This window comes from Prauserella sp. PE36 (assembly GCF_003311655.1).
Taxonomy (GTDB): domain Bacteria; phylum Actinomycetota; class Actinomycetes; order Mycobacteriales; family Pseudonocardiaceae; genus Prauserella_A; species Prauserella_A endophytica.
On record NZ_QEQT01000048.1, the window covers coordinates 96,924 to 114,503 of the forward strand.

Below are 17,580 nucleotides of genomic sequence, written 5' to 3' on the forward strand. Positions count from 1 at the left end.
TACCGTTCGTTCAGACTTACCGGTATGAGCGTGTCCGCCTCCGCCGTCCTCGACGCACTCGGCGACGCCAACCGGCGCGCCATCCTGGAGCGGTTGACCGGGGGGCCGCTGGCCGTGGGCGTGCTCGCGGACCGGCTGCCGATCTCGCGCCCTGCCGTGTCCCAGCACCTGCGTGTGCTCAAGGAGGCCGGGCTGGTGACGGAGTCCTCGGTGGGCACGCGGCGGCTGTACCGCATCGACTCCGCCGGCCTCGCGGTCGTGCGGGAGTACCTGGACGGGTTCTGGGGCAGCGCCCTGGACAACTTCGCGCGCCTCGCCGAAGCCGAGGCCGAGCGGAAGGAGTGACCGGCATGAGCGCCGAATCCGGCACGGAGATAATGGTCCACCGGCAGGTGAGCGTCCCGCTCACCCCACAGCGGGCCTTCACGCTGTTCACGGCCCGGATGACCGAGTTCTGGCCCTCGGAGCATTCGATCGGCTCCTCGGCGCTCGCCGAGGTGGTGGTGGAGCCGCGCGAGGGCGGTCGCTGGTTCGAGCGGGGAGCCGACGGTTCCGAGTGCGACTGGGGCCGTGTCGCGGAGTGGACGCCAACGGGCCGCGTGGTGCTGCTCTGGCAGATCGGCGCGGACTGGAAGTTCGACCCGGACCTGGAGACCGAGGTCGAGGTCACGTTCACCGAGGAGCCCGGCGGCCGGACGCTGCTGGAGCTGCGCCACCGGCACCTGGAGCGGTACGGCGACCAGGCCGGGGCGATGTACGCGGTCTTCGACTCGCCCGGCGGCTGGGACGGCACGCTGGCCGCGTTCGTGGCTCTGGCGGCCTGACCGTGGACGTGATGGCCCTGGCGCGCGCCGAACGTGCCGACCTCGCCGACCTGCTGGCGACGCTGACGCCCGAGCAGTGGGAGGTGCCGTCGCTGTGCGCGGGCTGGCGGGTCCGTGACGTGGTGGCGCACCTGCTCAGCTACGAGGAGCTGGACGGCCGGGGGCTCCTGCGACGCCTCGTGAGGGGGCGCTTCACCCCGGGCCGGATCAACGCCGTCGGGCTCGCGGACAACGGGGCGCACGACCCGGAGGAGCTGCGCGCCCTGCTGGCTCGGCATCTCACGCCGAGGGGACTCACCGCGGCCTTCGGCGGCCGGATCGGCCTCGTCGACGGCCTCATCCACCACCAGGACATCCGCAGGCCGCTCGGGCTGCCGAGGGAGGTTCCGGCCGAGCGGCTCCGGCAGGCGCTCCCGTTCGCGCTGTACGCACCCGTCATCCGCGGGGCGCTGCGAGCGCGGGGGCTACGGCTGGTCGCGACCGACCTGGACTGGACGCACGGCAGGGGACCGGAGGTGCGTGGCAAGGCCGAGGCGTTGCTCCTGGCGATCGCGGGGAGGGCGAGTGTGGTCGACGAGCTGTCCGGCGAGGGGCAGGCGGAGCTGAAGCGCCGCAGTCGCCGCTGGTGAAGCGAAGTGTATAACGACCTATACGGCTCGGCCCTGTAGGGGCCTTCGCGCCCCGGTCCCTTTCTAGCGCCGGTCAAAAACGCACGGAGATGCCGAACAGCACGGGCGTGACCGATCACGTTCGGGCCAGCCGGCGTGATCGGTGCCGGCGGCTCAGCCGGGTGTTCCACCTGACCGGACGTCGAGCACGTCCATGACCTCCGCCGCGAGGCGGGCCGCGGGCTCCCGGAAACGGGCGTCGAGCCTGCGGAAGAGCGACTCGGCCCTGATGGCGGGCCAGTCCCGGTCGAGGTGCTCGGCGGGCAGGTGCGGGTCCCGGCGCACCAGCTGGAGCCAGTCCGTGTGCAGCAGGAGCTGACGCGCGAGGTCGTCGGGTGCGTCCGGCAGTGGCTCGGGAACGTCCCACCGGGCCAGGAAGGCGTGGTATCCAGCGGCGATCTCGTCGGTGTCGAACGCCCGGTGTACGAGGTCGGCCGATTCCGTCGGCTTCGCGTGCTGCGCGGTGAAGACGGTGACGTGCTCGGTCAGGCCGAGCCGTTCGGCGATCGCGGCGGCGTCCTTGACGCCAGGGGCGATCCACAGGCCGTGCTGCAGCATGCCGAACCCCGCCCACCCGAGCTGGGACCGCAGGTCGTGGCGGTCGCGCCAGCGCCCGTCGGGCAGCGAGAAACCCACGAGGGTCCAGGTACCGTCCCAGTCGCGGTTGACCGCACCCGCGTCCCAGACCCGGCGAAACCCGTCCTCGAGCACATCGGTCGCGTGCCGGGTGAGTCCGAAGTAGACCTTTCGGCCCTCGCGGGTTCGGGTGAGCAGCCCACGCCGCGCCATCCGGCTCAGCGTGGAGCGGACGGCCTCTTCGGACACCCCGACCCTGGCGAAGACGTCGATGACGCTGCCCGAGTAGACGGCGGTGCCGTGGCCGAGCAGGTAGAGCCCGAGGAAGCTCAGCATCAGCGACTGCGGCCGCACCGGGTGACCCGGCGGCACGCGCTCACCGATGGACCTGGCCCTCACCCGGCCGAGCGTAGCCGCCAGGGCCGGACCGCGCGCGGACCGCGTGCTCGAGCGCCGCGCGCGGAGCGCAGGCCGGGCAGCCGCCTGCCCGCACTCGCCGAGACCGGCACGGTGTGACGGTGAACTCGGTGATCGCGCGGCCCACGCACGCCGGCGGTGTGAAGGACCGGGCGTCGGCTACATCGCCGGGCACCCGATCCCGGTTGATCTCCGTCACAGCCCTACGGTTGGGTGACGTGACTGCACAGTGAACGGGGTGGCCCAGGGTTTCCTGGTCATCGGGGTCGTCGTGCTGGTCGGCTACTTCGTGGGCCGCGCCGGTCTGCTCGGCCCGCACGCCACACAGGTGCTCTCCCGTACCGCCTTCTTCGTGGCGAGCCCCGCGCTGTTGTTCACCACGCTGGCCCACGCCGACGTCGGGGCCGTCTTCTCCGAGGACCTCGTGGTCACGGCGGTGACGAGCACCCTCGCGTGCGCCCTGTTCGTGCCGGTGGGGCTGTTGCGGCGCAGGCCGCCCGGTGAGATCACCGTCGGCTCCATGGCCAGCGGGTACGTGAATGCGGGCAATCTCGGCCTGCCGATCGCCACCTACGTGTTCGGCGACGCCGCCGAGGTGGCGCCCGTGCTGCTGTTCCAGCTCGCCGTGCTGACGCCGCTGTTCACGACTGTGCTCGACGTGCTGTCCGAGCGCGCGGACGGCACCCGTCCGCCGATCCTGCGCACGGTGACCGCGCCGCTGCGCAACCCGCTCGCCGTCGCCACGGCGGCCGGGCTCGTGGTGTCCGCGACGGGCCTGGTTCCGCCCGACCCCGTCATGGCGCCGGTCGAGCTGCTGGCCGATCTGGCGGTGCCGGGGATGCTGCTCGCGTTCGGCATCTCGCTCCGCTCGGCCGCGTGGCCGTTGCGCCGCAACGAGACGATGCCGCTGCTGCTGTCGGTGGTGCTGATCAAGAACGTGGTGCATCCGCTGCTGGCCGCCGGGCTGGGCCTGGTGCTCGGGCTCGAGGGGGAGGCGCTGCTCGCCGTGGTGGTGTGCGCGGCGCTGCCCGCGGCGCAGAACGTCTTCGGCTACGCCGTCCGGTTCGACCAGGGCGTGACGCTCGGGCGGGATGCCGTGCTGCTCACCACGCTGGTGAGCATGCCGGTGATGTTCGTGACGGTCGCCCTGCTGGCGTGAGGCCGAGGCTTCGGTCAGCTCGCCGGACGGTTGACCGTCGCGATCGGACGGTCGGCGAAGGCCGCCCAGTCGGCGCTGATCGCGCTCGCGGTGCTCAGCAGGATCGGCAGGTGGTGGTCGACGAGGTGCTCGACGGAGGTCTCGGCGGCGTGTGCGTTGACGTTGACCGCCGCGACGGTGTGCCCGCTGCCGTCGCGGACGGGCGCGGCGACCGAGCGGATGCCGAGGGCGAGGTCCTGGTCGGTCACCGCCCAGCCCTTGGCCCGCGTGTCGCGCAGCACGGCGTCCAGCTCGGACCGGTCGGGCTTCCACCGTGGCTCGATGCCGGAGCGGCTCGGCGTCGCGAGCAGCTCGTCCAGTTCGGCCGGGTCGAGCGCGGCGAGCAGCACCTTGCCCAGCGAGGTCTGCACGGCGGGGAAGCGGGTGCCGATGGTGACGGCGAGCGTCACGAGTTTCGGCACCGCCACCCGCGCGACGTACACGATGTCGGAGCCGTCGAGCTGCGCGATCGAGCAGGACTCGCCGGTGCGGTTCACGAGCGAGCGCAGGTGCGGCTCGGCCAGCTCCCACACGTTGCGGGAGCCGATGTAGGCCATGCCGAGCTCCAGCACGCGGGGGGTGAGCGAGAACCCGGCCGGGCCACTGTGGACGTAGCCGAGCTCCTGCAGCGTGATCAGGATCCGCCGGGCCGTCGGCCTCGCGAGGCCCGCGTTGGTGGCGACCTCGCTCAGGGTCATGTGCGGCCTGCCCGGCTGGAATCCCCTGAGCACGTCGAGGCCGCGGGCAAGTGCCTCGATGAAGTCCGGGCCGGCGTCCCGGCGCATGTGCTGTCCCTTCCCGCGGAGAACGTGGTGCGCCTGTGACTCTAACCGGCCTGCGGCGGATCGCCCCGGCGCACCGCGACGCCCGCGCCCTGGTAGTCGGTGTAGGTGTAGGGGTTGGCGATCGCCTCGGTCTCCGGGATCTCCGGTGACATGCAGCCCTGCCAGTCGTCGCCGATGCGCCCGCGCGCGTACTCCACGGTCGCGGTGACGGCGCTGCGGGCCTTCGCGAGGTCGCAGCCGATCAGCTCGTGGTGGTACTTCACCGCCCTGCCATCGACGAGCACGGTGTGCACGTCGCCGCGGCCGGCCTGGAACACGACGTGGCCGTAGGGGTTGACGATCGGGAACATGGCGGGGGAGCGGTCGTTCTTGACCAGCACGAGGTCGGCCTTCTTGCCGGGCGTGAGTGAGCCGAGCTCGGCGTCGAGGCCGAGCGCCCTCGCGCCGCCCATCGTCGCCCACTCGACGACGTGCTCGGCGCGCAGGCTGTTGTGCACCACGGTTTCCTGCTGGGCCTGTGCTTCGAGGTGTTCGCGGGAGCGGTCGGCCGACAGGGTCGCGCGCATGGCGGAGAAGAGGTCGGCGCTCCACCACACGCTCGTGTCCATGGAGAGCGACACGGGGATGCCGTACCGGCGCAGCCGCCAGCTCGGCGGGTACCCCTGTCCCGCGCTCTGCTCGCTCTCGGTGGCGAGTGACACCGAGCCGCCGGTGGCGGCGATGCGCTGGTAGGAGTCCTCGCTGAGGCTGCACGCGTGGACGTAGGTGACGTCGGGCGTCATGAAGCCGTGGTCCCACATGAGCCGGATGCTGTCGTCGCCCGTGGCGCCCCACACCCCGGCGTGGGTGGTGACGGGCACGTTCAGCTCGCGGGCCGCCTCGAACGCGCCCTTCTCGGGGAACGTGGCCTCGCCCGTGACGTCGAAGGCGAGCTGCAGGCGCAGCAGGTCGCCGGGGGAGCTGAAGTGGCGGTGGACGAACGCGCGGAACTCGGGCGAGTTCGCCCATTCCCAGGGTGCGCCCAGCAGGTTGCCGTAGGCGAGGACGAACCGGCCGGGCACGGCGCGCAGCGCCTCCACCGCGGCGTCGCCGTGCTCGGGGGTCTGCAGGCCGTGTGACCAGTCGACGGTGGTGGTGACGCCGGCGTCGAGCGATTCGATGGCGGAGGTGAGGTTGCCCGCGTAGATGTCCTCGGGCCGGAAGATCCTGCCCCAGTTGAGGTAGTAGAAGACGAAGTACTGGGTGAGCGTCCAGTCGGCGCCGAAGCCGCGCAGGGCGGTCTGCCACATGTGCCGGTGGGTGTCGATCATGCCGGGCAGCAGGATGCCTCCGGTGGAGTCGACCACCACGGCGTCGTCCGGGGCGGCAAGGCCGGGTCCGACCTGCTCGATGCGTTGACCCCTGACCAGCACGTCGCCGCCGTCGAGGACGCCGAGTGCGGGGTCCATGGTCAGCACGGTCGCGTTGCGGAAGAGGATCGGACGGCCGGAGGACAGCTCGCCGGGTGGTGGTGGGGTGCTGGTCATGTCGTTCACCTCGGTGTGAGTGGACCTCGGGTCCGCAGGACGCGGGCCCGCAGTGCGAGCGGTACGGCCGCGGCGGCCACGCCCGCCGCCACCGCGGCGACGCCCCACCAGTGGCCGGAGAGCGAGTCGAGTCCGAGCGCGTGGTCGAGCGACCAAGTGCCGGGGCCGCTGAAGGCGAGCACGGCGGCGAGCGCGCCGTAGCAGAAGGGCACCTCGCAGCCGCCCTTCACCGCCCAGAATCCGTTGGGCGCGGTGGCGACGGCGGCGACGGTCATCGTGCCGATCACCAGCGCGCAGCCGCCGGGCGTGAGTAGCCCGGTGGCGATCGAGCCCGCGCCGAAGAGCTCGGTGAGCCCGGCGAGGACCACGAGCCGTCGTCCCGGCACGAACCCCCACTGCTCGAAGATGACGGCGGTGCCCTGCTGCCCGGCGCCGCCGAACCAGCCGAGGAGCTTCTGCGTGCTGTGCCCGAACAGCAGCCCGGCCAGCAGGATCCGCAGCAGGAGCAGGGCGAGGTTCATGGCAGGCGCTCGAGTACGAAGTCGAACCGGGCGTGGAGGTAGGGCCGGTCGATGGTGCCGCCGTCGGGCGAGGGGCCTGCCTCGTGCTCGGTGAACGGGACGACGAGCGCGTCCTTGGTGCCGAACACGACGTCGGTGTCCAGGTACTCGGCGCCTTCCTGGAACAGGTGCGTGATGAGCGTGGCGTAGCCGGGCTCGTCGAGCAGGAAATGGACGTGGGCGGGCCGGAAGTGGCTGATGCCCGTCCGGCGGATGAGGTCGCCGACGGGCCCGTCCATGGGGATCGAGTAGCCGCGCGGGGCGATGGTGCGCACGCAGTACGTGCCGTCGGCGCGGGCGCGGTACTTCGCGCGGAGCCTCGCCTCGTCGACGTCGGCGAGCTGGGCCTCGTAGTAGCCCTCGGCGTCGGCCTGCCAGACGTCGAGCACCGCGCCTGGCACCGGGTTGCCGTCGGTGCCGGTGACCGTGCCGGTGATGAACAGCGGCGTGCCGGGCAGGCCGTCGGCCATGTCGTCGCCGAACTCGGCGGGCGGGGAGTCCTCGATGTGGAAGGGGCCCAGCACGGTCGCGGGTGTGGCCTTTTCGGAGAAGCGGTTGTTGAGCTGGACGACGAGCATGCTCAGCCCGAGCACGTCGGAGGCGAGGATGAACTCCTGCCGTTTGTCGTCGCTGAGCTTTCCGGTGGCGGTGAGCCATTCGATGGCGGCCGCCCATTCGGACTCGGTGAGCCGGACCTCCCTGGCGAAGTCGTGCAGGTGCCGCACGAGCGCGGTCATCAGCTCGGCGAGCCGGGGCGAGCCGGCGGTGTTCCAGCGCTGCTGTGCGAGGTCGGTGATGTTGTCCTCGTTGACGAAAGCCATCGCTCTCCTCGATCCGGCGACGGTGACGGCTGCTGCGGACGATGGTCCGTGGTGCGGACATTCTTGTCCGCGTGGTGCCCGCGGGGCAAGGTTTGACAGGAGTTGAAGTCCTAGCGAACACTAGTCCGCATGGCGGACACTTACGTGCCAGGAGCCCTGGACGGGCTGCTGGTCGCCGATTTCTCCCGGATACTCGCCGGGCCCTACGCGACGATGCTGCTGGGTGACCTCGGCGCCGAGGTGATCAAGGTCGAGGCCCCCTCGGGCGACGACACGCGCACGTGGGTGCCGCCGGACCGCGAGGGCGTCTCGACCTACTACCTGGGCATCAACCGCAACAAGCGCTCGATCGCACTGGACCTGGCCGACGACGGCGACCGTGAGCTCGCGCGCAGGCTCGCCGCCCGCGCCGACGTGCTGATCGAGAACTTCAAGCCGGACGGCCTGCGCCGATTCGGGCTCGACTACGAGACGGTCAGCCGGGACAACCCCCGCGTCGTCTACGCCTCCATCAGCGGCTTCGGTACCGCGGGCGGCGCGGCGCTGCCCGGCTACGACCTGCTGGTGCAGGCGGCGTCGGGACTGATGAGCCTCACCGGTGACCCGGACGGACCGCCGTACCGCGCCGGGATCTCGGTGTTCGACGTGATGACCGGCATGCACGCGGCCATCGGCATCCTGGCCGCGCTCAACCACCGCCACGCTACGGGCGCAGGACAGCACGTGGAGGTGAACCTGCTGTCCTCGGCGCTGTCCGGGCTCGTGAACCACACGTCGGCGTACGTCGCGGGCGGGGTCGTGCCACACCGCATGGGCAACGCGCACCCGAGCCTGTTCCCGTACGAGCCGCTGCCGTGCGCCGACCGCGAGCTGATCGTGATCGCCGGCAACAACGGCCAGTTCCGCAGGCTCTGCGGGGTGCTCGGGCTGCCGGAGCTGCCCGGGGACGAACGGTTCGCCACCAACGAGTCCCGCACGGCCAACCGGGAGGCGCTGCGGCCGCTGCTCGTGGCGAAGCTGCGTGAACGCGGCGCCGACGAATGGTTCAAGGAGCTCTCCGCCGCGGGTGTCCCGTGTGGACCGATCAACCACGTCGACGGCGGCGTGGCGCTGGCCCGCGAGCTGGGCCTCGACCCCGTCGTCGAGGTCGGCGAGGGCGAGCGCGCGGTTCCGGTGATCCGCAGCCCGATCGGGCTCAGCGCCAGCGCGAGCAGGCACGTGCTGCCCCCACCCGCCCTGGACGAGCACGGCGCCGAGATCCGTGCGTGGCTCACCGATGAGGAGTCCCGATGACCGCCGAACGCGGCTATCCCACGTCGATCGGCACGTCCGACGCCGACACGATCAGCCTGCTCGGCCACGACCTCGCCGGTGACCTGATGGGCAAGACCGGCTTCGGTGAGCTGGCCTTCTGGCTGGCGAGCGGGCGACGGCCGGGTGCGGGCGAGGTGCGGGTGTTCGAGACCGTGCTCGTGGCGCTCGCCGACCACGGGTTCACGCCCACGGCCATCGCCGCCCGGCTGACCCTGTACTCGGCGCCGGAGTCGATCCAGGGCGCGCTCGCGGCCGGCCTGCTCGGCGGCGGCTCGCGGTTCCTCGGCGTCACCGAGGACACCGGCCGGTTCCTGGCCGAGGTACTCGCCTCCGCAGAGCGGCCACCGGCGACGGCGGCGGAGTTCGACGCCCTCGCCCGGACGGCGCTGGCCGAGCGGAAGGCGGAGAAGCGGCTCGTGCCGGGGCTCGGTCACCCGGTGCACAAGCGGCAGGATCCGCGCACGCCGGTGCTCGTGCGCGTCGCGCGCGAGGAGGGCACCCACGGCCCGCATCTCGCCCTGTTCGAGGCGATCGGCAGGGCGGCTCCGGACGTGCTCGGCAAACCGCTGCCGCTCAACGGCGCGGGGGTCTGCGGCGCGGCGCTGGCGGATCTGGGCTTTCCGGTCGAGCTGCTGCGTGGTGTCGCGCTGCTCGCCCGCACCGCCGGCCTGCTCGGGCACCTGGCTGAGGAGCTGCGCCGCCCCGTCGCGGGCGACGTCTACCTCACGGTCGACCGCAACGCCCGCTACGTTCCCGATTCCTGAGCGCCGGTGACGAGTTCGGCGAGGCGCTCCGGGTTTTCCTCGACGACGAGGTGGCCGGCCGAGGGGAGGACCTGGAGCTCCACGCCCAGCGTCCTGCGCACGGCGGGAGCGAGCTTCCGGCTGGGCAGGAACACGTCGGACTCGCCCACCACCACGGCGCGCGGCACCTCGCGACCGGCGACCGCGGCCTCTCCCGGGTCGGCGGTGGAGCGGACGTGGCGGGCCACGAGTGTCATCCACTCCACGAGCTCAGGACGTGGCGCATGCGCGGGCCCGTGCATCAGCCGGAGGAGGCGCGCGCTGGCGGTGGGCGTGCGCCGGAGCACCCAGTTCGTGGAAGCCGCGAGGATGGCGGGGGTGATCCGCAGCCGGGTGAGCCCGCCTGGCGACACCAGCACCTGGTTCCGGACCAGCGGTGAGTCGGCGGCGAGCGCGATCGCGGCGCCGAGCGAGTGGCCCAGGACGGTCACCGGGCCGCGTGCGGTCTTTTCGATCAGCGCGGTCAGCCAGCGTCCGTACCAGTCCAGCCTGCCGGCGCGTGGAATCCGCTCGCCGCTGCTGAGGCCGGGCTGGCCGGGCAGGTCGGCCACGACCACGCGGCAATGTGCGGCCAGCGCGGTGGCCAGTGGGAGGTAGGCGGCCGCGCCGAAGTTGGTGCCCGGCACGAGCAGCACGGTGTGCTCACCCCGGCCGGCGGCGACCACGTGCGTGGGGGTTCCGTGCGCGACGGTCGTCTCGCGTTCGTGGGCGACCGCCCACCGGTCGAACCGCTCGTGGCACCACGCGGCGACGGCCTCCCGGCCTGCCGGTGTCCGGTAGATCGAGGTCACGTCAGGCACGCTCTCCGGGCTGGGAGATGCGCCGCTGCCGGTCCAGGTAGCGGGCCATCAGTTCCCAGTACACGAGCAGCAGAGCCAGCTGTGCCGCCGTGGCCGTGGCCGCGGGTGCGAGCCGACGCCCGCGGGCGGCGACCACCGCGACGGTCCCGGCGATCGCGGCCCCGGCGTTGACCCCCAGCGCCACGTCCCGTGGGCGGTCGACGAGCCACAGCTCCTCACCGAGGATCGCGCGAGTCGCCCAGGCGCGCTCGTCGGCCGGTGGCGGGAAGACCACCGGGTTGAGCGCCATCCAGGAGCCCACGAGCGCCGCGTGCCGCCAGTTCCGCGTCCATACGGGCACGAGCACCAACGGGGCGGTCGCCCAGCGTGTCCAGGCGCTCCACGGATTGGCGTGCCGGGCGAACACGGCACGGCGAAGCCTTGCCAGTGTGGTCGAGGGGGTGGTGTCCATGGCTGTGCTCCATCCCGGGGCCGGTCGCTCACTCACGCCGACCAGACTTCCCGGCACACCGGAGATCACCTTACTCCCGTGTGGCGTCAGCGGAGTCGCGCCACGTCCGGTAGCCCTGCGGCAGGCAGACCGCGCACGGCCGGTAGGCCGCGCTGATGGCGGTGACCTCGTCGGCGAAGAACACCCGCTGCGCCGCGTAGCCGCCACCGGCGATCGCGCGCAGCGCGGAGGGGCAGTCGAGGCGGCCGTAGATCCGGCTCGCCCGGTGGCCGCCGAGCCGACCCGGCGCCTCGCTCTCGTACGGCACCCCGTCGGTGCCGATCAGCGTGTAGGTGGGCATGGTTCAGGTCGCGTCGTGGAAGACGAGGCCGAGGGTGTGCCTGCGGCCCGAGCGGACCGCGGAAACCCCGTGCCGCACCGGGGAGGCGGACCAGCCGCGGGCCGAGCGCACCGGGCGGTCCCTGGTGGTGAAGACCAGGCCGTGCCCCTGGGGGATCAACGTCGCTGTGCCGCGCGACTGCGCCCGGGGGCGCTGCTCGACGAGCAGGAACTCGCCGCCCGTGTGGTCGGTGCCCGGGTCGTTGAGGTTCACCACGACCTGCAGCGGGAACACCTTGTCGCCGTAGAGGTCGCGGTGCAGCGCGTTCCAGCCGCCCTGCTCGTAGCGCAGGAGGATCGGCGTCGGCCGGGTCTGCCCCGCCGCGTGGCACATCCCGAGCCACGCGGCGAGCGAGTCCGGCCATTCGGCGTCCCTGCCGAGCCGCGCGGCCCATGCCCTCGCGATGGGCAGCAGCCGTGGGTAGAGCTCCTCGCGCAGCCTGCGCACCGGATCGGGGAACGGCTCGGCGAAGTAGCGGTAGTCGCCGTGGTCGCCGAAGCGGTGCCTGCGCAGGTTCACGGTCGCGCGGAACCGCTCCGGCTCGTCCCACAGCGCCACGATCCCGGCGCATTCGGCGGCCGTGAGCAGCCGGGGCAGCAGCGCGCAGCCGTACTCGTCGACCTCCTCGGCCACCGCGGCCCAGTCGGCGGCGGCGACGCGCTTCGCGAAACGGTCCACAGTGGATCGGGTGTTCATGCCGCGGCCTCCAGGTTCAGCAGGGTCAGTTTGGCCTGCTCGCCGCCGACGTAACCGCCGGACGAACCGTCCGAACGCACCACGCGGTGGCAGGGCACCACCACGGGCAGGGGGTTGGTGGCGCACGCGGTGCCCACGGCCCTGACCGCCCTTGGGCTGCCCGCGGCGGCGGCGATCTGCGCGTAGCTGGCGGTGTGGCCGTAGCCGATGTCGGGAAGGTGGGTGAGCACGGCGCGGCGGAACCCCTTGGCCAGGCGGAAGTCCAGCGGTACGTCGAACGTCCGGCGGGTGCGGCTGAAGTACTCCTCCAACTGGCGCGCCACGGGATCGAGCCGGGGGGCCGCGCGCAGGACGCGGGGGCTGACGACGTCGGCCAGCTTCGCCAGCACGGCGTCGTGGTCCTCGCGGTCGTAGGCGACACGCAACAGGCCGGCGTCGGTCGCGGCGAGCAGCAGGGTGCCGACGGGGGAGTCGATGGTGCGGTAGGCGATGTCGAGCAGGCCGTCACGCTCCGCGGCGGCGGCGAGCCGCTCACGCAGGCGGCCGAGTGCCGCGTCGTCGGTACGGGCGAGCGCGCCGAAGAGGTCCGGGGCGCTGTCGTGTCCGGTGGTCATGGTCTCGCTCCTTCCACACTCGAGGTGGGGCGGTAGGTGGCGCGCAGGGTCCGGATGCCGTCGGCCGCGGCCCTGCGCGCGGCGTCGGTGGTGCCGCCGATGATCTCGGCGATGTCGCGGTAGGGCAGGCCCGCGAGGTAGTGATAGGCGACGGCCATCCGCTGCCGGTCGGGTAGCCGGGCCAGCGCGGCCCACAGGTCGCCGTCCCAGTCCTGCGGCAGGCCGAAGGCGCTCGGCCGGTCCGGCACCTCGCCGACCGGCACGGCCCGCCGCGACCGGGCGCGGGTGACGTCGAGGGCTTTGCGGTGGGCGATCGTGACGAGCCAGGCCTCGACGTTGGCGCCCTCGGGCAGGTCGGGATAGGCGCGCAGGGCGGCGAGGAACGTCTCCGACCACGCGTCCTCGGCTTCGGCCGGACCGAGCACCGCCCGGCACACCCGCAGCACCACCGGCCCGTACTCGTCGACGATCCGCTCGAAAGGTCTCACTCTCACCTCCCGTAGACGCCGCGGCGGGCCGGAACGTGAGATCCCGGCGTGCAGGCCCTCATTGTGGCCCTCCCGCGCAGGTGAGAAATGTGATATCACTATGATAGTGCGGGACGGGGCGCCCGGACGGGGGTCCACAGGGGAAAGGGGTAGCTGCGATGACGATCACCGAGACGGCCGTGGAGATGCCGGCGCCGAGGACGCGGGAGCGGCAGGCGCGGGCGTTGCCCGGCTTCGCGATGCTGGGGGTGGGCACGCTGCTCGTGCTGGGCGGCGGCGCGCTCGTCGTCGTGGGCGCCGTGCAGGGGATCGTGCTGCTGGTGGTGCTCGGGGCGGTGCTGGCCGTGGCGGGCGCGGTGCTGCTCGGCGGGCTCACGCCGGTCGCGCCCGGCGAGGCGAGGGTGGTGCAGCTGCTCGGCCGCTACACCGGCACCGTGCGGGTGGACGGGCTGCAGTGGGTCAACCCCATCACCGTGCGGCGTCGCGTGTCGACGAGGATCCGCAACCACGAGACCGATGTCGCCAAGGTCAACGACGCCGACGGCAACCCGATCGAGATCGCCGCGGTGGTGGTGTGGCAGGTCAAGGACACCGCGCAGGCACTGTTCGAAGTGGACGACTTCGTCGAGTTCGTCGCGATCCAGACCGAGACCGCCGTGCGGCACATCGCCAACGCCTACCCGTACGACATCCACGACGGGCAGGGCTTTTCGCTGCGAGACAACGCCGAGGAGATCACGGAGAAGCTGTCGGAGGAGATCGGCGCACGCGTGGCGTCGGCGGGTGTGCAGGTGATCGAGTCGCGCATCACGCACCTGGCATACGCGCCGGAGATCGCGCAGGCCATGCTGCGCCGCCAGCAGGCGGGCGCGGTCGTGGCGGCGCGGCAGCGGATCGTGGAGGGCGCCGTCGGAATGGTGGAGATGGCGCTGGAGAAGCTCGCGGCGCACGAGGTGGTCGAGCTGGACGAGGAACGCAAGGCGGCCATGGTGAGCAACCTGCTCGTCGTGCTCGTGGGCGACCGGGACGCCCAGCCGGTCGTCAACTCCGGGACGCTCTACCAGTAGCCACCGTGGCGGAACGCAAGAAGCTCCTGCTGCGGCTCGATCCCGTGGTACACGACGCGCTCGCGCGCTGGGCGGGCGACGAGTTGCGGAGCACCAACGCGCAGATCGAGTTCCTCCTGCGCAAGGCGCTCGCGGACGCCGGAAGGCTGCCAAGCGGGGTCGGCAAGATCAGGTCGCCGGGGCGGCCGCGAAAGTCCACAACGGAGGGAGACGGTGATGATGACTGAGGTGCGGTCGACCCTGCCTGCCAAGGCGTTGCTGCTCGCGTTCGACCGGCGAAAGCAGCGGCTCACCGGCACGGGACAGCTGGGTCACCTCATGCGGGCGGCAGCGCTCGCGGAGCTGATGTTGCGGGGGCACTTGAGCGATGATGGCGGCAAGGCGCATCCGGTGAGCGCCCCGCCGGGTCCCGAGGACTCGGTGCTGCGGTATGTGTGGGACCAGATCGAGCAGGACCCGCCGCGCACGTGGCGGCGCTGGGTCGCCAAGGACCGCGCGCGGACGGTGGAGCTCGCCCGCGAGGAACTGGTGCGGGCTCACGTGCTGAAGGCGGAGCCGCACCGCGTCCTCGGCCTGTTCCCCACCGTGCGGCTGACCCTGCGCCAGCCGTTGGTCGCGAAGCGCCTGAGCGAGCAGGTGGGCAGGGCGGTGCGCGGCAGCCAGCCCGCGTCGCGTGTGAGCCCGGAGATCGGCGTGCTCGCCGCGCTCGCCTCGGCGGGGCAGCTGAGGCTCGTGCTCTCCGGAAAGGACCGCAAGCGGCACAAAGCCAGACTCGGTCAGCTCGGCGCGCCGGTGGAGCCGGTGGTGACGGCGCTGCACAAGGCCGTCTCGGCGCAGAACGCCGCCGCTGCCTCCAGCGGCTGAGGACCCGGCGCCGAACTCGGCGCGCTCCTCGGGGCCGAGCAGCTCACGCCGCCACGAAATTAATTATTAATTAATGTTGACTTCGCGGTCCTTCGCGAGCAAGACTGTCGGCACGGCCCCCGCTCTGGGACGGCCGAACCGCGAGGATCGAGGAGAACCAGATGGGCGCAACGGCGCGTCGTGGCCGGGCCGGCCTGGCGCTGGTGGCGGTCGTGCTGCTCGGCATGGTGGCCGCCTGCGGCGGCAAGGTCGGCGAGAACGGCCGGTTCGGCGTCGTCTACATGGACGCGCAGGGCTTCTACGCCGGGGTTCGTGTCGGCATGCAGCAGGAGGCGGAGGCGCTCGGCCGCTCGCCGCAGCTGCTCCAGCTCAACGCGCAGGGCGACGCCTCCAAGGAGAGCACCTTCATCGACCAGGTCAGCGCCGCGAAGGTCGACGCGCTGATCCTCTCGCCGGCCTCGGCGACGGCCTCGGTGCCCGCCATCGAGCTCGCGCACGAGAGCGGTATCCCGGTGATCTGTTACAACACGTGCATCGCCGAGGAGAGCGCCCGGCAGTACGTTTCCGCGTACGTGCTCGGCGACCCGGTGCGCTTCGGCAGCCTGCTGGGGGAGCGGGCGGCCGAGTACTTCCTCTCGGTCGGCAACCGCCAGCCGAAGATCGCCGTGGTCAACTGCGAGTTCGTGGAGGTCTGCATCGAGCGGCGGCACGGCTTCGAGCAGGCTCTGCACGCCAAGCTGCCCGGCGCGAAGATCGTCGCCAACCAGGAGGGCGCGACGATCGACGAGGCCGTGGACGTCGCCGAGCGCATCCTCACCGCCAACCCTGACCTGGACGCCTTCTACGGCGAGGCGGGCGGCGCGACCATGGGCGCCGTCCGCGCCGTGCAGGCCCGCGGCAAGGTCGGCCAGACCGTCGTGTTCGGCAGTGACATGTCCACCGAGGCCGCACAGGCGCTCGCCGCCGAGGACGTGCTCAAGGGCGTCGTCGACATCTCCGGCATCGCCGTCGGGAAGCTCGCGGCCCGCTCGGCCGACCAGGTCCGAACGGGCGAGCTCGCCGACTACACCGTGGTCCCCGCTCCGATCGACCTCTACGCCACCCCCGAGGACGGCTCCGCCTGGCTGCGTGCGCACCCGGACGGTGTGCCGTGACCGACCCCGCGCAGGTGGAGGACCGGAACCGAACCAGTGAAGGAGATGCAGTGGCTGCCGATGTCGCCAGCGGCTCGACCGTGATCGTGGTCGACGGCGTCACCAAGCACTACCCGGGCGTGCGAGCGCTCACCGACGCCCACCTTTCCATCCGCGCCGGGGAGATCCGCGCGCTGCTCGGCCGCAACGGCGCCGGGAAGTCCACGCTCATCCGCGTTCTGTCCGGAGTGGAGCGTCCCGACACCGGAACGGTCGCCGTGGCGGGGGAGAACCTCGGTGACGGCGGGGTGCGCCGCGCCGCCGACCTGGGCATCAACACGGTGCACCAGGAGCTGAGCCTGGTGTCCGAACTCAGCGTCGCCGAGAACCTCTACCTCGGCCGCTGGCCGCGCAAGGGCGGCGCCGTCGACTACGCCGCGATGCGATCGGGCGCCGCCGAGGTCTTCGCCCGGCTCGGCCTCGACATCGATCCCGCCGCGCCCGTCGGCTCGCTGTCACTCGCGAGCAGGCAGCTGGTGGAGATCTGCCGCGCCGTGCGGGAACAGCCGCGGCTGCTCATCCTCGACGAGCCCACGAGCGCCCTGGCGGCCGCCGAGGTGGACGTGGTGCTGGAGACCGTCACCCGCATCGCCTCCGCCGGGGTGGCCGTGCTCTACGTCAGCCACCGGCTCGAGGAGATCCGCCGCATCGCCCACAGCGCCACCGTCATGCGCGACGGGCGGATCGTCGACACGGTCGACGTCGGCGACGCCGACACCGCCACCATCGTCTCGCTCATGCTCGGCGACACCGCGAAGGCCGCCGAGCGCCCGCCCGAGCGCGACGTCGACCGCGACGGCACGCCTCTGCTGTCGGTGCGCGGCCTGGCAGTGCCGCCGAAGGTGCTCGACGTGTCGTTCGACCTCTACGCCGGCGAGGTGCTCGGCATCGGCGGGCTCATGGGCTCCGGGCGCACCGAGGTGCTGCGCGCGCTCGCCGGGTTCGATCCCGCGCGAAGCGGCACGATCAGCGTCGAGGGCACCACGATCGCCCACCCCACCGCCGCGGTGATGAAACGTCTCGGTGTCGGGATGACCCCTGAGGACCGCAAGGACGAGGGCGTCGTCCCCCTGCTCGGCGTGGACGAGAACCTCGTGCTGTCCAAGTTCGCCGCCGTCAGCTCCGGGCCCACCGTGCGGCCCGGCCTGGTGCGCAGGGCCGCCGAGCGGCTCATCGGACGGCTGTCGATCGCCACCGCGTCGGCGCGCACCCCCATCGTGAACCTCAGCGGCGGCAACCAGCAGAAGGCCGTGATCGGCCGCTGGCTCCACGCCGGCAGCCGCATCCTGCTGCTCGACGAGCCGACGCGGGGCGTCGACGTCCACGCCAAGGCCGAGATCTACCGCCTCGTGCGGGAACTCGCCGAGGCCGGCGCCGCGATCGTGTTCGTCTCCGGCGAGCTGGAGGAGCTGCCCCTCGTGTGCGACCGGGTGCTGACCCTGCGGGACGGACGGGTCGCCGCGGAGCTGACCGGGCGCGAGCTGACCACCGATTCCGTGCTCTCCGCCGCGATGGCGGCCTGACCCCTCGACACAA

Annotated in this window: 22 protein-coding genes; 11 read left to right on the forward strand and 11 right to left on the reverse strand. The window is 72.3% G+C overall.

The window, feature by feature from the left end; translation table 11 throughout:
- Positions 1-24: 24 nt before the first annotated feature.
- The 3 genes from DI005_RS10015 to DI005_RS10025 are packed head-to-tail and all read left to right on the forward strand — an operon-like array spanning position 25 to position 1,453.
- On the forward strand, positions 25-345 hold the full coding sequence (locus DI005_RS10015; protein ID WP_113641944.1) for a helix-turn-helix transcriptional regulator: 321 nt from the start codon (positions 25-27) through the stop codon (positions 343-345).
- 5 nt (positions 346-350) lie between these two features.
- Complete coding sequence (locus DI005_RS10020; protein ID WP_113641945.1) at positions 351-824, forward strand: SRPBCC family protein; 474 nt, start codon at positions 351-353, stop codon at positions 822-824.
- 11 nt (positions 825-835) lie between these two features.
- Positions 836-1,453 (forward strand): maleylpyruvate isomerase family mycothiol-dependent enzyme, encoded by a 618-nt coding sequence (locus DI005_RS10025; RefSeq protein WP_113641963.1) that lies wholly within the window; start codon positions 836-838, stop codon positions 1,451-1,453.
- Positions 1,454-1,606: 153 nt separating this feature from the next.
- On the opposite strand, the gene DI005_RS10030 is transcribed toward DI005_RS10025, so the two are convergent.
- Entirely contained in the window at positions 1,607-2,467 is an 861-nt protein-coding gene (locus tag DI005_RS10030) for a PaaX family transcriptional regulator C-terminal domain-containing protein (RefSeq protein WP_233520072.1), read from the reverse strand.
- A 247-nt stretch (positions 2,468-2,714) separates the two neighbouring features.
- On the opposite strand from DI005_RS10030, the gene DI005_RS10035 reads away from it, so the two are divergent.
- Positions 2,715-3,644 carry an AEC family transporter gene (locus DI005_RS10035; RefSeq protein WP_113641946.1) on the forward strand — a complete coding sequence of 310 codons (930 nt, stop codon included), beginning with the start codon at positions 2,715-2,717 and terminating at the stop codon, positions 3,642-3,644.
- A 14-nt stretch (positions 3,645-3,658) separates the two neighbouring features.
- On the opposite strand, the gene DI005_RS10040 is transcribed toward DI005_RS10035, so the two are convergent.
- Genes DI005_RS10040 through DI005_RS10055 form a run of 4 tightly spaced genes read right to left on the reverse strand, consistent with a single transcriptional unit; the run spans position 3,659 to position 7,375 of the window.
- Positions 3,659-4,468: an IclR family transcriptional regulator C-terminal domain-containing protein gene (locus tag DI005_RS10040; RefSeq protein WP_112270296.1), complete on the reverse strand. Its 810-nt coding sequence runs from the start codon at positions 4,466-4,468 to the stop codon at positions 3,659-3,661.
- A 41-nt stretch (positions 4,469-4,509) separates the two neighbouring features.
- Positions 4,510-5,994 carry an amidohydrolase family protein gene (locus tag DI005_RS10045; protein WP_112270298.1) on the reverse strand — a complete coding sequence of 495 codons (1,485 nt, stop codon included), beginning with the start codon at positions 5,992-5,994 and terminating at the stop codon, positions 4,510-4,512.
- Between the two features lie 5 nt (positions 5,995-5,999).
- Positions 6,000-6,515: a DoxX family protein gene (locus DI005_RS10050; protein ID WP_112270300.1), complete on the reverse strand. Its 516-nt coding sequence runs from the start codon at positions 6,513-6,515 to the stop codon at positions 6,000-6,002.
- A complete protein-coding gene (locus DI005_RS10055; protein WP_112270302.1) occupies positions 6,512-7,375 on the reverse strand; it encodes a dioxygenase in 864 nt (287 codons plus the stop codon). The genes DI005_RS10050 and DI005_RS10055 overlap by 4 nt, the downstream gene beginning before the upstream one ends.
- A 129-nt stretch (positions 7,376-7,504) precedes the next feature.
- Here DI005_RS10055 and DI005_RS10060 point away from each other — a divergent pair, with 129 nt between their 5' ends.
- Together DI005_RS10060 and DI005_RS10065 are read left to right on the forward strand one after the other, a co-directional pair.
- A complete protein-coding gene (locus tag DI005_RS10060; RefSeq protein ID WP_112270304.1) occupies positions 7,505-8,668 on the forward strand; it encodes a CaiB/BaiF CoA-transferase family protein in 1,164 nt (387 codons plus the stop codon).
- Complete coding sequence (locus DI005_RS10065) at positions 8,665-9,453, forward strand: citryl-CoA lyase (protein WP_113641947.1); 789 nt, start codon at positions 8,665-8,667, stop codon at positions 9,451-9,453. Before DI005_RS10060 ends, DI005_RS10065 begins: the two co-directional genes overlap by 4 nt.
- Here DI005_RS10065 and DI005_RS10070 read toward each other — a convergent pair.
- The 6 genes from DI005_RS10070 to DI005_RS10095 form a co-directional block, all read right to left on the reverse strand.
- Complete coding sequence (locus DI005_RS10070; RefSeq protein ID WP_113641948.1) at positions 9,435-10,283, reverse strand: alpha/beta fold hydrolase; 849 nt, start codon at positions 10,281-10,283, stop codon at positions 9,435-9,437. The two genes, DI005_RS10065 and DI005_RS10070, sit on opposite strands and share 19 nt — an antisense overlap.
- A gap of 1 nt (position 10,284) precedes the next feature.
- On the reverse strand, positions 10,285-10,743 hold the full coding sequence (locus DI005_RS10075; RefSeq protein WP_113641949.1) for a DUF6653 family protein: 459 nt from the start codon (positions 10,741-10,743) through the stop codon (positions 10,285-10,287).
- 70 nt (positions 10,744-10,813) lie between these two features.
- Positions 10,814-11,083 carry an Ada metal-binding domain-containing protein gene (locus DI005_RS10080; RefSeq protein ID WP_113641950.1) on the reverse strand — a complete coding sequence of 90 codons (270 nt, stop codon included), beginning with the start codon at positions 11,081-11,083 and terminating at the stop codon, positions 10,814-10,816.
- 3 nt (positions 11,084-11,086) lie between these two features.
- Positions 11,087-11,818: a 2OG-Fe(II) oxygenase gene (locus DI005_RS10085; RefSeq protein ID WP_199542697.1), complete on the reverse strand. Its 732-nt coding sequence runs from the start codon at positions 11,816-11,818 to the stop codon at positions 11,087-11,089.
- A complete protein-coding gene (locus DI005_RS10090; RefSeq protein ID WP_112270315.1) occupies positions 11,815-12,432 on the reverse strand; it encodes a methylated-DNA--[protein]-cysteine S-methyltransferase in 618 nt (205 codons plus the stop codon). Before DI005_RS10090 ends, DI005_RS10085 begins: the two co-directional genes overlap by 4 nt.
- Positions 12,429-12,926, reverse strand: coding sequence for an RNA polymerase sigma factor (locus DI005_RS10095; RefSeq protein WP_113641951.1), 498 nt, complete (start codon positions 12,924-12,926; stop codon positions 12,429-12,431). Before DI005_RS10095 ends, DI005_RS10090 begins: the two co-directional genes overlap by 4 nt.
- Positions 12,927-13,078: 152 nt before the next feature.
- Between DI005_RS10095 and DI005_RS10100 the strand changes: the two genes are divergently transcribed.
- The 5 genes from DI005_RS10100 (at position 13,079) to DI005_RS10120 (ending at position 17,567) form a co-directional block, all read left to right on the forward strand.
- Positions 13,079-13,987, forward strand: a complete 909-nt coding sequence (locus DI005_RS10100) for an SPFH domain-containing protein (RefSeq protein WP_112270319.1) — start codon at positions 13,079-13,081, stop codon at positions 13,985-13,987.
- Between the two features lie 5 nt (positions 13,988-13,992).
- Positions 13,993-14,214: a hypothetical protein gene (locus DI005_RS10105; RefSeq protein ID WP_112270321.1), complete on the forward strand. Its 222-nt coding sequence runs from the start codon at positions 13,993-13,995 to the stop codon at positions 14,212-14,214.
- Positions 14,204-14,851: a GPP34 family phosphoprotein gene (locus tag DI005_RS10110; RefSeq protein WP_228713704.1), complete on the forward strand. Its 648-nt coding sequence runs from the start codon at positions 14,204-14,206 to the stop codon at positions 14,849-14,851. The genes DI005_RS10105 and DI005_RS10110 overlap by 11 nt, the downstream gene beginning before the upstream one ends.
- Positions 14,852-15,012: 161 nt before the next feature.
- Complete coding sequence (locus DI005_RS10115; protein WP_112270325.1) at positions 15,013-16,005, forward strand: substrate-binding domain-containing protein; 993 nt, start codon at positions 15,013-15,015, stop codon at positions 16,003-16,005.
- Between the two features lie 50 nt (positions 16,006-16,055).
- Entirely contained in the window at positions 16,056-17,567 is a 1,512-nt protein-coding gene (locus DI005_RS10120) for a sugar ABC transporter ATP-binding protein (protein WP_112270327.1), read from the forward strand.
- Positions 17,568-17,580: the final 13 nt, after the last annotated feature.

What these genes read in the sequence shown, in the direction of transcription:
- DI005_RS10015 (WP_113641944.1), top strand. Translation starts at nt 25, where the DNA reads ATGAGCGTGTCCGCCTCCGCCGTCCTCGACGCACTCGGCGACGCCAAC.
- DI005_RS10020 (WP_113641945.1), top strand. Translation starts at nt 351, where the DNA reads ATGAGCGCCGAATCCGGCACGGAGATAATGGTCCACCGGCAGGTGAGC.
- DI005_RS10025 (WP_113641963.1), top strand. Translation starts at nt 836, where the DNA reads ATGGCCCTGGCGCGCGCCGAACGTGCCGACCTCGCCGACCTGCTGGCG.
- DI005_RS10040 (WP_112270296.1), bottom strand. Translation starts at nt 4,468, where the DNA reads ATGCGCCGGGACGCCGGCCCGGACTTCATCGAGGCACTTGCCCGCGGC.
- DI005_RS10045 (WP_112270298.1), bottom strand. Translation starts at nt 5,994, where the DNA reads ATGACCAGCACCCCACCACCACCCGGCGAGCTGTCCTCCGGCCGTCCG.
- DI005_RS10050 (WP_112270300.1), bottom strand. Translation starts at nt 6,515, where the DNA reads ATGAACCTCGCCCTGCTCCTGCTGCGGATCCTGCTGGCCGGGCTGCTG.
- DI005_RS10055 (WP_112270302.1), bottom strand. Translation starts at nt 7,375, where the DNA reads ATGGCTTTCGTCAACGAGGACAACATCACCGACCTCGCACAGCAGCGC.
- DI005_RS10060 (WP_112270304.1), top strand. Translation starts at nt 7,505, where the DNA reads ATGGCGGACACTTACGTGCCAGGAGCCCTGGACGGGCTGCTGGTCGCC.
- DI005_RS10065 (WP_113641947.1), top strand. Translation starts at nt 8,665, where the DNA reads ATGACCGCCGAACGCGGCTATCCCACGTCGATCGGCACGTCCGACGCC.
- DI005_RS10075 (WP_113641949.1), bottom strand. Translation starts at nt 10,743, where the DNA reads ATGGACACCACCCCCTCGACCACACTGGCAAGGCTTCGCCGTGCCGTG.
- DI005_RS10080 (WP_113641950.1), bottom strand. Translation starts at nt 11,083, where the DNA reads ATGCCCACCTACACGCTGATCGGCACCGACGGGGTGCCGTACGAGAGC.
- DI005_RS10085 (WP_199542697.1), bottom strand. Translation starts at nt 11,818, where the DNA reads ATGAACACCCGATCCACTGTGGACCGTTTCGCGAAGCGCGTCGCCGCC.
- DI005_RS10090 (WP_112270315.1), bottom strand. Translation starts at nt 12,432, where the DNA reads ATGACCACCGGACACGACAGCGCCCCGGACCTCTTCGGCGCGCTCGCC.
- DI005_RS10100 (WP_112270319.1), top strand. Translation starts at nt 13,079, where the DNA reads ATGACGATCACCGAGACGGCCGTGGAGATGCCGGCGCCGAGGACGCGG.
- DI005_RS10110 (WP_228713704.1), top strand. Translation starts at nt 14,204, where the DNA reads ATGATGACTGAGGTGCGGTCGACCCTGCCTGCCAAGGCGTTGCTGCTC.
- DI005_RS10115 (WP_112270325.1), top strand. Translation starts at nt 15,013, where the DNA reads ATGGGCGCAACGGCGCGTCGTGGCCGGGCCGGCCTGGCGCTGGTGGCG.